The organism is Shewanella insulae, assembly GCF_009831655.1.
GTDB classification, from domain to species: domain Bacteria; phylum Pseudomonadota; class Gammaproteobacteria; order Enterobacterales; family Shewanellaceae; genus Shewanella; species Shewanella insulae.
On record NZ_WRPA01000018.1, the window covers coordinates 48,683 to 62,444 of the forward strand.

18 protein-coding genes are annotated in these 13,762 nt (G+C 52.5%); 6 read left to right on the forward strand and 12 right to left on the reverse strand.

Annotated features, from left to right (window positions below; translation table 11 throughout):
• Position 1 precedes the first annotated feature (1 nt).
• The 12 genes from GNT65_RS16950 to trmJ all read right to left on the reverse strand — a co-directional run bounded on the left by GNT65_RS16950 (position 2) and on the right by trmJ (position 9,308).
• Positions 2-1,132, reverse strand: coding sequence for a 4-phosphoerythronate dehydrogenase (locus GNT65_RS16950; protein WP_160798378.1), 1,131 nt, complete (start codon positions 1,130-1,132; stop codon positions 2-4).
• 131 nt (positions 1,133-1,263) lie between these two features.
• A complete protein-coding gene (gene ndk, locus GNT65_RS16955; RefSeq protein ID WP_160798380.1) occupies positions 1,264-1,695 on the reverse strand; it encodes a nucleoside-diphosphate kinase in 432 nt (143 codons plus the stop codon).
• Positions 1,696-1,886: 191 nt separating this feature from the next.
• A complete protein-coding gene (iscX, locus tag GNT65_RS16960; RefSeq protein WP_160798382.1) occupies positions 1,887-2,078 on the reverse strand; it encodes a Fe-S cluster assembly protein IscX in 192 nt (63 codons plus the stop codon).
• 120 nt (positions 2,079-2,198) lie between these two features.
• A complete protein-coding gene (gene fdx / locus GNT65_RS16965; protein WP_041510958.1) occupies positions 2,199-2,534 on the reverse strand; it encodes an ISC system 2Fe-2S type ferredoxin in 336 nt (111 codons plus the stop codon).
• 8 nt (positions 2,535-2,542) lie between these two features.
• Complete coding sequence (hscA, locus tag GNT65_RS16970; protein ID WP_160798383.1) at positions 2,543-4,405, reverse strand: Fe-S protein assembly chaperone HscA; 1,863 nt, start codon at positions 4,403-4,405, stop codon at positions 2,543-2,545.
• Positions 4,406-4,468: 63 nt separating this feature from the next.
• Positions 4,469-4,990, reverse strand: a complete 522-nt coding sequence (gene hscB, locus GNT65_RS16975; protein WP_160798385.1) for a co-chaperone HscB — start codon at positions 4,988-4,990, stop codon at positions 4,469-4,471.
• Positions 4,991-5,007: 17 nt separating this feature from the next.
• Positions 5,008-5,331, reverse strand: coding sequence for an iron-sulfur cluster assembly protein IscA (gene iscA, locus GNT65_RS16980; RefSeq protein ID WP_041510955.1), 324 nt, complete (start codon positions 5,329-5,331; stop codon positions 5,008-5,010).
• 14 nt (positions 5,332-5,345) lie between these two features.
• Complete coding sequence (iscU, locus tag GNT65_RS16985) at positions 5,346-5,729, reverse strand: Fe-S cluster assembly scaffold IscU (RefSeq protein ID WP_160798386.1); 384 nt, start codon at positions 5,727-5,729, stop codon at positions 5,346-5,348.
• Between the two features lie 36 nt (positions 5,730-5,765).
• Entirely contained in the window at positions 5,766-6,980 is a 1,215-nt protein-coding gene (locus tag GNT65_RS16990) for an IscS subfamily cysteine desulfurase (protein WP_160798387.1), read from the reverse strand.
• A 76-nt stretch (positions 6,981-7,056) separates the two neighbouring features.
• The gene (gene iscR, locus GNT65_RS16995; RefSeq protein WP_160798389.1) at positions 7,057-7,518 is read right to left on the reverse strand and encodes a Fe-S cluster assembly transcriptional regulator IscR; all 462 of its coding nucleotides are present in this window, start codon (positions 7,516-7,518) and stop codon (positions 7,057-7,059) included.
• Between the two features lie 196 nt (positions 7,519-7,714).
• The gene (gene cysE, locus GNT65_RS17000; RefSeq protein WP_160798391.1) at positions 7,715-8,536 is read right to left on the reverse strand and encodes a serine O-acetyltransferase; all 822 of its coding nucleotides are present in this window, start codon (positions 8,534-8,536) and stop codon (positions 7,715-7,717) included.
• A 4-nt stretch (positions 8,537-8,540) separates the two neighbouring features.
• Complete coding sequence (gene trmJ / locus GNT65_RS17005; RefSeq protein WP_160798393.1) at positions 8,541-9,308, reverse strand: tRNA (cytosine(32)/uridine(32)-2'-O)-methyltransferase TrmJ; 768 nt, start codon at positions 9,306-9,308, stop codon at positions 8,541-8,543.
• A gap of 157 nt (positions 9,309-9,465) precedes the next feature.
• Here trmJ and suhB point away from each other — a divergent pair, with 157 nt between their 5' ends.
• From suhB to GNT65_RS17035, 6 genes are all read left to right on the forward strand, one after another.
• Positions 9,466-10,269 carry an inositol-1-monophosphatase gene (gene suhB / locus GNT65_RS17010; RefSeq protein ID WP_160798395.1) on the forward strand — a complete coding sequence of 268 codons (804 nt, stop codon included), beginning with the start codon at positions 9,466-9,468 and terminating at the stop codon, positions 10,267-10,269.
• Positions 10,270-10,436: 167 nt separating this feature from the next.
• On the forward strand, positions 10,437-11,609 hold the full coding sequence (locus GNT65_RS17015) for an NnrS family protein (protein WP_160798397.1): 1,173 nt from the start codon (positions 10,437-10,439) through the stop codon (positions 11,607-11,609).
• 107 nt (positions 11,610-11,716) lie between these two features.
• On the forward strand, positions 11,717-12,121 hold the full coding sequence (locus GNT65_RS17020) for a phosphate-starvation-inducible protein PsiE (protein ID WP_160798399.1): 405 nt from the start codon (positions 11,717-11,719) through the stop codon (positions 12,119-12,121).
• Positions 12,122-12,344: 223 nt separating this feature from the next.
• On the forward strand, positions 12,345-12,647 hold the full coding sequence (locus GNT65_RS17025) for a PilZ domain-containing protein (protein ID WP_160798401.1): 303 nt from the start codon (positions 12,345-12,347) through the stop codon (positions 12,645-12,647).
• A 113-nt stretch (positions 12,648-12,760) separates the two neighbouring features.
• Positions 12,761-13,429: an AAA family ATPase gene (locus tag GNT65_RS17030; RefSeq protein WP_160798403.1), complete on the forward strand. Its 669-nt coding sequence runs from the start codon at positions 12,761-12,763 to the stop codon at positions 13,427-13,429.
• Positions 13,416-13,760, forward strand: a complete 345-nt coding sequence (locus GNT65_RS17035; RefSeq protein ID WP_160798405.1) for a replication protein RepA — start codon at positions 13,416-13,418, stop codon at positions 13,758-13,760. Before GNT65_RS17030 ends, GNT65_RS17035 begins: the two co-directional genes overlap by 14 nt.
• The last annotated feature ends 2 nt before the right edge of the window (positions 13,761-13,762 follow it).

Sequence of the window (13,762 nt, forward strand, 5' to 3'; positions counted from 1 at the left end):
ATTACAGACCGACTCCTGAAAAACCTAATTCGAACAACCAATCTACATCAGAACCCGCGGTATTGGCTAGCATTAACGCGCTAAATTCACGTCGATGCTTATGATTTTTTCTCATCAGGTCGAAGCCTTTGTCATTTTGGAAACGCTGGCGAAACAGTTCGTCGTCATCGCGCAGGTCATAGACCAGACGCACCAGGCAGAGCAAGGCCTTTTCATCGGGCACAGACAGGGGGGACAACTGATGACTCCACAGCGGTGGCAACAGGCTGGAAAGTGACTTATCGACCTGCTTACCAAGCTGGGCCATCAAGGCCTGGTACAGCATGAAGGTGCCGCGAGCCTTACCCTCCAGGCTATAGCCGGCGATGTGCGGTGTGGCTATCTCAACCAGTGGCACCAATTCAGGCAGTGGCAGAGGCTCCCCCTCCCACACATCCAGCACCAGCTTGAGATCGCTGCGCTGCTGCTTCACCTCGATAAGCGCCCGGTTATCTATCACCTCACCGCGGCAGCAGTTAAGCAACCAGGTGTCTTCAGCGAGTGCGTTAAGGCGCGCTTTGTCAAACAAATAATGGGTAGGATGCTCGCCGTCTCGGGTCAGGGGCACATGCAGGGAGATCACGTCGCAGCGCTCAACCAGCTCATCTAGGGAGACAAACTCTCGGTCATCGCCACTTTGCTCGAGCAAGGGATCGTTCAGCAGGGTCTTCACCCCATAGGCCTCCAGGCACTTTTGCAGCGCAGTGCCCGTATTGCCCGCCCCGACGATACCGACGGTTTTACCCTTGAGCGGGCTATGAAAGCGTCTGGCCAGCTCCAGCATGGCATTGAAGACGTACTCACCGACAGCCACCGCGTTACAGCCCGGCGCATTGGTGCAGAATATGCCGCGCTGCTTGAGATAGTCCAGATCCAGATGATCCATGCCTATGGTGGCACTGCCGACAAACTTTAACCTATCACAGCCGTCAAGCAGACTCTTATTCACCTTAGTAACAGAGCGCACCAGCAGCACATCGGCATCTTTTACCTGAGCCTGGGTCAGGGTGCGGCCATCGACCATCACCACCTCACCAAGATCGGCAAACAGGGCTTCGACATAGGGCATGTTTTCATCGGCTACAATTTTCATCAACTTCTCTTCACAGTTTACTTGGGGCTATTTTAAGGTGCTATTTTGCCGCACTATTTTTTTGCAGTAAATTTCAGGCACAAAAAAGGAGCCCTAAGGCTCCTTTTCGAGAGTTTTGCATCAGACTCGTATTAACGAGTACGTGGGCAAAGTTCTTCAGCGCTGAAGAAGTAAGCGATTTCACGCTCTGCTGAAGCAACAGCGTCAGAACCGTGAACGGCGTTCTCGTCGATGCTGTCAGCGTAGTCAGCACGTAGCGTGCCACGAGCCGCTTCGGCTGGGTTAGTAGCACCCATGATTTCACGGTTAGCCAGAACAGCGTTTTCGCCTTCTAGTACTTGAACCATGATAGGACCAGAAGTCATGAACTCAACCAGTGCGCCGAAGAAAGGACGCTCGCTGTGCTCGGCGTAGAAGCCTTCAGCTTGTTCTTTGCTTAGGTGAACCATTTTAGAAGCGATGATTTTCAGGCCAGCGGATTCAAAACGGTTATAGATAGCACCGATGTGGTTTTTAGCAACGGCATCAGGCTTGATGATAGAAAAAGTACGTTCGATAGCCATGTCTAGCTTCCTTCATTAAACAGGTTTTTAAAAATTCGCGCGGATTATACGAAATAAAAACCAAAAAACCTACCTTTATAACGAGATGAATGAGACATTCATCAAACCGTCATCTAGGCTGGCGCGATCGCGACCGCAAAGTGGGAAGCATAAACTTGTGAAACTCCTGGTCCGAGCCGTTGCTGAAACGGTCAATACTCGTTGATCCAGCAGGCTTGAATCGCCTCCAGGATCCGCTCATTACAGTGATTAGGGTCATCGTCGAAATCATCGAGGGCCAAGATCCACTCCCGCAGATCGGTGAAGCGGATCTTGGCGGGATCCACATCGGGATGGGCCTCTAGCAAACTGAGCGCAACATCGAGAGAATCTATCCATTTCATGGTCTTACCTCTATAGCAAACGCTTATCCTTTAAGTTTAGCTCCTCGGCGGGTGGCAGGATCAAAAAAGCCGATCTGATAGACCGGCTTTCTGCTACATTGCTAATCCTTTTAAGCTGGATTAGCCTTCGCTCACCATGTTGATGGTGTATTTAGGGATCTCTACGACCAAGTCGCTGTCAGGTACCTTAGACTGGCAAGACAGACGACTCTCTGGCTCAAGGCCCCAGGCCTTATCCAGCATATCATCTTCGAGCTCATCGCTTTCTTCCAGCTCATCGAAGCCTTCACGAATGATCACATGACAGGTGGTACAGGCACAGGATTTCTCACAGGCATGTTCGATGCTGATGCCGTTACGCAGCGCCACGTCCAGTACCGTCTCGCCCACCTGGGCCTCGACTACCGCGCCGTCCGGGCATAACTCTTCATTGGGTAAAAAAACTATTTGAGGCATATTGTTACCTATATATTATCAACCGACTGGCCCTTGAGCGCCAATCGAATGGAATTATCCATACGTTTCGCGGCAAAGCTTTGGCTGGCATCGTCCAGCGCGGCAATTGCCTTCTCGATAGCATCCGTATCTGACTGGCTCGCCACCTGTGCCAGGTTAGCCATACCAGCCTGGATCGCGGCAGTTTCTGCTTCGTCCAGCAGTTCGCCATCTTTAGCCAGTGCCGCAGACAGGGACTCTAATACCCTGGCCGCCTCCACCTGCTGCTCGGCCAACATGCGGCGCTCGATATCCTCTTTGGCATGGGCCATCGAATCTTTGAGCATGGTGCCGATCTCTTCATCGGTCAGACCGAAGGAAGGCTTCACCTGAATGCTCGCCTGGACGCCAGATGATTTCTCCATGGCGGTCACGCTGAGCAAGCCATCGGCATCGACCTGAAAGGTGACGCGAATATGCGCCGCCCCCGCCGCCATAGGCGGAATGCCTTTGAGGGTAAAACGTGCCAACGAGCGACAATCGGCCACCAGCTCACGCTCGCCCTGCACCACATGAAATGCCATGGCCGTCTGACCATCCTTAAAGGTGGTAAACTCCTGAGCGCGGGCAACCGGAATCGTGGTGTTACGAGACACCACCTTCTCTACCAGGCCACCCATGGTTTCGATACCCAGCGACAGCGGGATCACGTCCAGCAGCAGTAGATCAGACTCTGGCTTGTTACCCACCAGGATGTCGGCCTGAATCGCGGCGCCGATGGCGACCACACGATCGGGATCGATCGAGGTCAGCGGCGCCTTGCCGAAGAAGCCTTCGACGCGCTCACGCACCAGAGGCACGCGGGTCGAACCGCCCACCATCACGGTTTCCAGCACTTCATCGTTGCCGATCCCCGCATCACGCAGCGCGCGGCGACAGCTAGCTATGGTCTTCTTCACCAAAGATTCGATCAGGGCGTCAAACTGTGCCTTGTCGACAACTTGTTCATGAACCTTGCCCTGCTCCAGGGTCAGACTGGCGGTCACGCTGGCCTGTTCGGTCAAGGCCTCTTTCACGCGGCGACTCTCGATCAGTAGCGCACGGTGTTCACTGGCGGTAAGGCTGGTCAGCTGCCAGCTTCTCTGCAGATGATCGGCCAGGGCATGGTCGAAGTCATCGCCGCCAAGCGCCGAGTCGCCGCCGGTAGCCAGTACCTCAAACACGCCTTTGTTCAGGCGCAGAATCGAGATATCGAAGGTACCGCCACCAAGGTCATAGATGGCGATCACCCCTTCCTGGCCCGAATCCAAACCATAAGCGATGGCGGCCGCCGTCGGCTCGTTGAGCAGACGCAACACCTTGACACCCAGCAGGCTCGCCGCCTCTTTGGTGCCCTGACGCTGGGCGTCATCGAAATACGCTGGCACTGTGATGACCACGCCTTCCAAAGAACCACCTAGGGTCTTCTCGGCGCGGTTCACCAAAGGTCTCAGGATATCGGCAGAGATCTGAATAGGGTTAAACTGACCCGCCTGAGTGTTAAACAGTGGCAGGCCGTTTTCGCTAGCAGAGAAATGATAAGGTAGCGAGGCGTCCTTGGCCTGAATATCGCTCAGGCTGCGCCCCATGAAGCGCTTCACCGAGACCACTGTATTTAGCGGGTCTTGGGCGGAGAAACGTTCGGCATCGACACCGACCTGCACCCCATCTTCGCTGTAACGCACCACGGAGGCCAGGGCATGACGGCCAGATTCGTCGGCCAGGGTATCGGCTACGCCGCTGCGCACGGCTGCGACTAATGAGTTGGTGGTACCTAAGTCAATGCCCACCGCCAGCCTGTGCTGGTGCGGTGCGGCGCTTTGTCCGGGTTCAGCGATCTGCAAAAGTGCCATATCTTTCCAACTTAAAAAAATAAAAGGCTCAGTCGACGACAGAGCCATAAAAAATGTTCGCGCTTAAAAGAGAGCGTCTTCGGCTCGCTCGAGTTCCGCCTGCAACTTATCCATAAACTTGAGCTTACGCACCAGGTCGGCGGCCTGCTCTAAGACTGACGCCTCGTCACTGTCGATCTTTTGCGCGAGCAGCGCCATGATCTCGCGACGATACTCGCCAAAGGATTGGTGCAGGTGTTCGATAGCCTCATCGGGATCATCGCTGTCGTTGATCTCCTCTAGGGCCTCGCGCCACTCCATCTGCTGCATTAAAAACATGGTGTCTTTAACCGTGGTGGATTCGTGGCTGAGGTCAATCCCCTTGAGGCTAAGCATGTGCTCGGCGCGCGAGATAGGATGTTTCAGGGTGTTGTAGCCATCGTTAACCTGGGCAGTATGCTGCACCGCAAGGCGCTTGTCCTGCTCGCTGGCATTGGCAAACTTATCCGGGTGCACCGCACGCTGCAGCTCGCGATACCGCTCCGAAAGTAAAGCGGTATCTAGCTCAAACGATGGCGATAAACTAAACAACTCAAAATAGTTCATGTATCTCGATTCGCTCGCTAAACGGTGAAGCTCTCGCCGCAGCCACATTCCCCTTTGGCATTGGGGTTGTTGAACTGGAAGCCCTCGTTGAGTCCCTCTTTGACGAAATCTAACTCGATCCCTTGCAGGTAGATGAAGCTCTTGGCATCGATGATGATTTTCACCCCTTCGATTTCATAAACTTCATCATCGTCGTTGAGCTCGTCGACAAACTCCAGCACGTATGCCATGCCGGAGCAGCCCGATGTCTTCAGTCCCAAACGTAATCCGATACCTTTACCGCGGTTCGCCAAGAAGCTTCTTACGCGCTCGGCCGCCGCCGGTGTCATCGTTATTGCCATTATTACTCCGACTATTACTTCTCGTGCTTAGTCTTGTATTCGTCTAACGCTGCCTTGATGGCGTCTTCAGCCAAGATCGAGCAGTGAATTTTCACCGGCGGTAGGGCAAGCTCTTCGGCAATATCCGTATTCTTAATCGCTTGCGCTTCTTCAATCGTCTTGCCCTTCACCCATTCGGTGACCAGAGAGCTAGAGGCGATCGCGCTACCACAGCCGTAAGTCTTAAATTTGGCATCTTCGATGATACCCTGCTCGTCGATCTTCAGCTGTAGCTTCATGACGTCACCACAGGCAGGCGCACCTACCATACCGGTTACCACTGAAGGGTCGTTCTTGTCGAATGAACCTACGTTACGCGGGTTCTCATAATGATCTATTACTTTTTCACTGTAAGCCATGATTCTGCTCCAATCTCTATTCGTTTATCGGCCGGATTAGTGGTGTGCCCACTGCACTTTAGACAGGTCTACACCATCTTTAAACATCTCCCACAATGGAGACATTTCTCTCAACTGACCGATAGACTTGGTAATGGTCTCGATCGCATGGTCAATCTCCTCTTCTGTCGTGAAACGACCGATAGAGAAACGGATTGAGCTGTGCGCCATTTCATCGTCTAATCCTAATGCACGAAGCACATAGCTAGGCTCTAAGCTTGCTGAGGTACAGGCAGAACCCGATGAAACGGCCAGATCTTTCAATGCCATCATCAAAGATTCACCTTCGACGAAGTTAAAGCTGACGTTCAGGCTGCCGCAGTATCTTTGCTCTGCATCACCGTTGATATAGGTTTCTTCAATATGCTTGATGCCGTCCCATAATCTGTCGCGCAGACGACGGATACGGGCGTTATCGCTTTCCATATCGGCCTTGGCAATCGCCGCCGCTTCACCCATGCCCACAATCTGGTGAGTCGCCAGGGTACCGCTGCGCATGCCGCGCTCGTGTCCACCACCATGCATGGTCGCTTCCAGACGAATACGTGGCTTACGACGAACATACAGGGCGCCAATGCCTTTAGGGCCGTACATCTTGTGCGCCGAGATAGACATGAGGTCAACCTTGCTCTTTTGCAGGTCGATAGGCAGCTTGCCGGCGCTTTGGGCCGCATCTACGTGGAAGATCACCTTCTTGGCACGACATAGCTCACCGATGGCGTCGATATCATGGATCACGCCGATCTCGTTGTTAACATGCATCAGGCTAAGCAGTATTGTGTCTTCGCGCATCGCCGCTTCGATTTTCTCGATGGGGATGATGCCGTTTGACTCGGGCTCAAGGTAAGTCACCTCGAAACCTTCACGTTCTAGCTGACGACAGGTATCCAGCACGGCTTTATGTTCTGTCTTACTGGTGATGATGTGCTTGCCTTTCTTATTATAAAAATGCGCAACACCCTTGATCGCCAGGTTGTCAGACTCGGTCGCACCCGAGGTAAAGACGATCTCACGCGGGTCGGCGTTGATCAGCTCAGCAATCTGGTTGCGAGCGATATCGACCGCCTCTTCGGCCTGCCAGCCGTAACGGTGAGAACGTGAAGCGGGGTTACCGAAAATCCCGTCCATCGTCATGTATTGCATCATTTTCTCTGCCACGCGCGGATCGACCGGCGTCGTTGCAGCATAATCTAAATAAATAGGAAGCTTCATCTCACACTCCGTACTGAGTAGTCATGGCGCGACCACTTACCACGTACATATAGTAATAATTAATAACAGAGTTAACCTATAGGGTTACTCTCTGTTCCTGTTGCATCTTGTCTTGCTTTATCGAGATAAATTGCACATCTCTTTTGTTCATCAGACCCGCAAGGCTAATGCCATTTAAAAAATCTGAAATCTGTTTGCTCAAATCGCCCCAGAGCGAATGGGTTAAACATCGGGTGCCGCTCTGACAATTTCCCAGACCTTGACAACGTGTGGCGTCGACCGACTCATCAACCGCCCTAACGACCATACCCACGGAGATCTCACTGGCATCGAACCCTAGACGATAACCACCGCCGGGCCCTCGAACACTGGAGACTAATCCATGCTTACGTAATTTTGCGAAGAGTTGTTCAAGATAAGAAAGGGAGATTCCCTGACGCTCGGAGATGTCAGCTAATGGGACTGGGCCAGAAGTAGAATGCATTGCAACGTCTAACATTGCCGTTACCGCATACCGACCTTTTGAAGTTAGTTTCATAGCTACCACTGCTCTCTAAAATGCTTGAGTCAATTCAATCATACTTGACTGTTTTAGTCAAGTATAAAACCTAGCAAATTAGTCAGGTATTAAGGACGTTATCGGAAACAGGAAATACCCTGCTTCGTTGCTGGGGTATTTAACCTGTTTCAAGGCAAAGATTCAACGCTCGGAAGGCAATAAATCTCACTCTTTATTAAATAATGGGATCAAACTCATCTATCGCCTGCTGGCGCTTCTCGGCGGCGGCCTGCTCGGCATCGCTAAATTCACCCACTTCGAGCTCGGGAAGTCGCTCGGTGCAGACGCTGCCCCCCATGCTCTGCACGGCCTGACATACCTCTTGTACCTTAGAATCCATCAGATGCATATGGTCCAGCATCTGGCCGATGGCATTCGCCACGGGGTCGGGATTATCGGGCGAGACCGCATAGGCATCGAAACCATATTTCTTGGCCATCGCGGTGCGGCGCTGGGCATGCTCCTTGGCCTCATCGGTGGGCTTAGCCACCACGCGGGCCGGGATACCTACTACAGTGGTGTCTTTGGGCACCTCTTTGACCACCACAGAGTTAGAGCCCACACGGGCTCCGTCATGCATGGTGATCGGCCCCAAGATCTTGGCTCCGGCACCAATGACTACATTGTTGCCTAGGGTCGGGTGACGCTTACCTGCCTGCCAGGTAGTTCCCCCAAGTGTGACACCATGGTAAAGCGTACAATCGTTGCCTATCTCGGCGGTCTCACCTATCACCACCCCCATACCGTGATCGATAAAGAAACGGTCACCTATGGTCGCGCCGGGATGGATCTCCACCCCGGTCAGCCAACGTGAGAAGGTCGAGATCATACGGGCGGTCAGACACCACTTGGCCTTCCAAAGTTTATGGCTGACGCGGTGGATCCAAATAGCCTGCATCCCGGGATAATTGAGCAGGATCTCTAGGGTACCGTTTGCCGCCGGATCTCTGTGATAAATTGAGGCTATGTCATCTTTAATTCTGGAAATCACGCCCATGGCTCTATTCTTCCTTCGTTGACTGTGGGTCTTGTGTGGCCTGCTGTGCCAATTCAACCTTCTTGTCGACCGAGGTCAGGATACCGCGCAGTATGTTCATCTCCTGGCTCTCGATTCTCGCCCGGCTAAAGAGACGTCTGAGCTTAGTCATCACCTGCCCCGGATGCTGCTTGATGATAAAGCCGGTCGACTGCAGGGTTCTCTCCAGATGCACGAAGAAGTTTTCCTGCTCCTTGGCCAGGGGATACGCCTGCTCTTCTTTTACTTCTACCGTCTCAGAATCCATGGCAAGGTGTGCCACACGAGCCTCGTAACAGATGATCTGCACCGCTTGGGCCAGGTTCAGCGAGGTGTACTCAGGATTCGCCGGTATGCTCACATGATAGTTGCACTTTTGCAGTTCGTCGTTGCTCAGGCCATTACTCTCACGACCGAAGACGATAGCGACAGGGCCGTTAACGGCGGCGCCGGCCAGCTTCTCCCCTGCCTGGCGGGGATCCAGCATAGGCCAATCCAGGGTACGGCTACGGGCACTGGTGGCGATAACCAGGCTGCAATCGGCAATGGCTTCTTCCAGACAATCGACAGTCACCGCATGTTTGAGAATATCCGACGCTCCTGCGGCAAGCGCCACAGACTGACCATCGGGCGCCACCTTGGGCTCGGCGAGATAAAGTGTGGAGAGGCCCATGGTTTTCATGGCACGGGCGGTTGAACCTATATTACCTGGATGAGTGGTTCCTACGAGAACGACACGAATATTGCTAAGCATGAAACAAGTTTGATTTCTTTCTATAGAACAGTGGATTGATGGTATCACAGCGCGGGAAGATCCCTTAATATAAAAATCTATATTTGATATGCCGCTTGAAAAGCGTATAATACGCGCCGATTATTTATATCTGTTCTTTAACATCCAGGGGATTGTAATGCATCCGATGCAGACTATCGCCGTGCGCGCCGCTCGCGCCGCCGGCCAAACAATTATGCGTGCCTATACCGAACTCGACCGTGTAGAAGTTAGCGCAAAAGGTATCAATGACTACGTGACTAACGTAGATAAAGAAGCTGAGGCTGCCATTACATATCAAATCCGCAAGTCGTACCCGGACCACACCATTATTGGTGAAGAAAATGGTGAGAACAAGGGCGAGAACAGCGACTACATGTGGATTGTCGATCCTCTGGATGGCACTAACAACTTTGTTAGAGGCATCCCTCATTTCGCGGTTTCTATTGCCGTACAACACAAAGGCAAGACCGAAGTTGCCGTCGTCTACGATCCTGTTCGTGACGAGCTGTTCACTGCCGTGCGCGGTAAAGGCGCCAAGCTAAATGATTTCCGTATTCGCGTAAGCAAGGCAATCGATCTCGATGAAGCCATCGTGGGTACAGGCTTCCCCTTCAAGGCGAAGCAGCACACAGAAACTTACATGAAACTTTTTGCTTCTACTTTCAGCCAGTGTGCCGATCTGCGCCGTGCGGGATCTGCCGCCCTGGATCTGGCCTACGTAGCAGCGGGCCGTATGGATGCCTTCTTCGAGATCGGTCTCAAGCCTTGGGACATCGCCGCTGGCGAACTTATCGTGCGTGAAGCCGGCGGTACAGTCACCGACTTTACCGGTAACCATGGCTACATGGCTTCAGGCAACATCATCGCAGGTAGCCCTAAGGCAACCGTTGCTATGGTGAAGAGCTTCCGCCCTTTGCTGAGCGATGCGCTAAAGCGTTAATCCCCCATTTTTCGCACGCTCTAAAAAACCGCCTTCGTGGCGGTTTTTTTATGTCTGAATATTTTCCTCCACCAAACTGGGTTAACAGGCGACAAGTCTATTTACATGCATATAAATTACACCTTATAATACCTGACATAATTACTCGGATATTTATAGAGACGCGTATGATTAACATAGACGAACCCGCCCACCTCCAACCCAAGCTCGCCCTGTTACGCTTGGGATTTCGTCCCTTCTTCCTGTTTGGCGCCCTGTTCAGCCTAGTTGCACTGGCACTGTGGGGCAGTTTTCTCAAAGGTCATCTCGGCTTCACGCCCCATGGCAACCCGCTGTGGTGGCACGGCCATGAGATGTTATTCGGCTTCGTCATGGCAATTGTCGCCGGTTTCCTGTTAACCGCATCGCAAACCTGGACCGGCCAGAAGAGTATCAAGGGCTGGCCGCTGGGCGCCCTCTTTCTACTTTGGCTAGCGCCGCGCGTCTTGCTGGCGAATAATCAGTGGGGAGAATTTGAGGTCGTCGCCATGCTGGATCTGCTATTCGCCCCAGCTACTGCACTGGTGCTGGCCAGGCAGGTGATAGCCGTCAGACAATGGCGCAACTTTGCCTTCATCCCCATCCTACTCTTGCTGACTGTGGCCAATGCTCTGAGCTACTACGGCGTCAGCAGCCAGAATAGCCTACTGGTCTCCCATGCCTTTCACGGTGCCACCATCTTGATGGTAACCATAGTGGCACTGATAGGTGGACGAGTGATCCCTTTCTTCACCGACAGAGCCACTAAATGGCAGCGACTGGATAACGTCTCTTGGCTCGAGAAACTTAGCTTTGTCAGCCTAATAGCCCTCTTTATCGCCATGCTTATCGGTCAGTCTCTGCTGGTGATGCTCTGTTCCGCAGTGGCCGGTATCGCCCTGCTGGTGCGCTGGTCCCGTTGGGGCGTACAGTCTACCTTTGGCGTCCCTCTGCTGTGGTCGCTTCATCTAAGCTATCTCTGTATCCCTGCAGGCCTGCTGCTTATCGCCACGGCTGGCAATGTTTCGGCCGGTCTACACGCCATGACAGTCGGCGGACTGGGCGGCATGATCCTGGCGATGATGGCCAGGGTGTCACTGGGTCACACGGGCCGCAATCTGTTGCCGCCTAAGGTGATGACAGGCGCCTTCGCTCTTATCTTGATCTCAACCATCACCCGCGTCATGGCAAGCCTATTCCCGACGCAATTTATGCTTTGGCTGACAGTTGCCCTGCTTGCCTGGATCATCGCCTTCGGCACCTTCGTCATCTGTTATGCCCCGATTCTGCTGACCCCTAGGGTAGACGGCAGACCAGGCTAATCCCTAACAGAGACCAAAGCGTTAGATTGTGAAAAGCATCACATCCAGGCTCTGGCATAGCGCTCAATACTTGTTACCATCTATAAAAACACTATTGAGCGCTATTTATGGGAAAACTCTACTCGCAATATGGCTCTAAGAGCCTCAAAGCAATAGAACATTTTGTTTTAATTATCATCGCCATCGCCACCATAGTGGCCATAGGGCAAGAGATAGCGCACATCATCAAGATGGGAGAGGTGGCGCTGGCGGATCTGCTGCTGCTGTTCATCTATCTCGAGGTGCTGGCTATGGTGGGCAACTATGCCGAATCTGGCAAGCTACCGGTACGCATGCCCCTGTATATCGCCATCGTCGCCCTGGCCCGTTATCTGATTCTGGATATGAAGGGGATGGAAGACTGGCGCATTCTGGCTATCTCGGTATCCACCTTAGTGCTCGCCAGCACGGTTATCGTGATCCGTTGGGGACAGCTAAAACTCCCCTACCCTCGTAAAGAGGATGATCACTAACATGACACAGGGGCAGCACAGACTGCCCTATTTTCATCACTATAGGCGTGGCGATATGCTGCGCCTCTCCCTCACACCGCAACGCCAAACCACTGCCGCTTAGCCTCAGGGTGAGCTTTCAATAACTAGCCGTTATTCATGTTGTTATAACTATTATTTCCCACATAAACTGTGCTACGTTTAAAGAGCTTAACCACTATCTATAACAGCAAGGAATACCCTGATGGATCAAAACCACGAAGATTTTGAGGAACGCCGTCAATCCCTGCGGATTGACATGGAAGCCGAACGTATTCTTATCTCATGGACCGATGGCTTAGGCGTGGTACACACTGATGATGGCATCTGTATGGATCTGGCACGTCGTGGTGTACTTATCGAGTACAAGAAGCCTTTTGCCCTGGGTGAACTGCTCACTGTCACCTTCAATCCCAACACAGAGACACAAAACAGCGTCAAGGCTCAAGTCTGTCGCTGCACTGAATGTACCCCTCAACGTTTTCACGTGGCTATGCAAATTATTTAGCCTTTTCAGTGAACTAAAAAAGGGAGTTCAGGCAGTATCCATAACTCTGTTCTATACTAAACAGCACAAGTTCTGAGACATAAACCAGTGCTAATGCTTGAGGGAGACACGCTATGATTCTGCTTGTTGGGGGTGAGAAAGGCGGCGCGGGCAAAAGTTGCCTGGCCCAAAATATCGCCGTACATATCACTCAAAAATACAAAGCCAACGTATTAATGGTCGACTGCGATCCCCAGCGTACCACCTCAGACTGGATCCAGGCCCGTAACGAAGATACCAGTCTGCCCGCGATCAACTGTATTCAACTATACGGGAAAATCCGTAATGATCTCCTAGGGTTAGAACAACGGTTCGACTACGTAATCGTCGACTGTGGTGGTCAGGACAACCTGGCCATGCGTGCCGCAATGTCGGTGGCCACCTATGTCGTGCTACCACTACGTCCTAAACGACGAGATCTAAAGACGCTCCCCCATATGGAGGATATGCTCAGTACCTGTAAGATGGTCAATCCCAAGATGGTCGCCACCGTGGTGATGACCCAGTGCCCCGCACTGCCCAGCCAATACAAACGCATTTTAGAGGCCAAGGAGGTGGTTGAGTCATTCGGGCTGAGAGTACTGGACGCGGTGACCTTTAGCCGTAATATCTATGATGACAGTGAAGAACAGGGATCATCTGTCATCGAAATCGAACCGGATGGAAAAGCCGCCGCCGAGATACGTGCTATCGCCGACGAATTATTTGCGATACCACCAGAAAATTCCTATGAGCTTAACTGATCTTAAACGCCGTAAGTCTAAACCACGCAAGAAGTTGTCGGTTGAAGAGTTTATCGAAGATGCCAACAATTATGCATTTGGTCAGCCGAGTCTGGTCAATCGTGTAAAGAAGCAGCGAAAAACCAACACCAAGGTCAAGCAGAAGAAACAGGCGAGTCGTATCTTTCGCCATGCCACCTTTACCCTGACCGAGACTAGCATAGCCCAGCTCAACACTCTGGCGAAGGAGAGCAAAGTCGCCAAGTCTCGCCTGATCCGCATGATGATCACCGAGTTCGCCAGAAAGTCCAAAGAGGAGCTGCAAGCCCTGATAGAGCTCAGCCAAGACTAGTG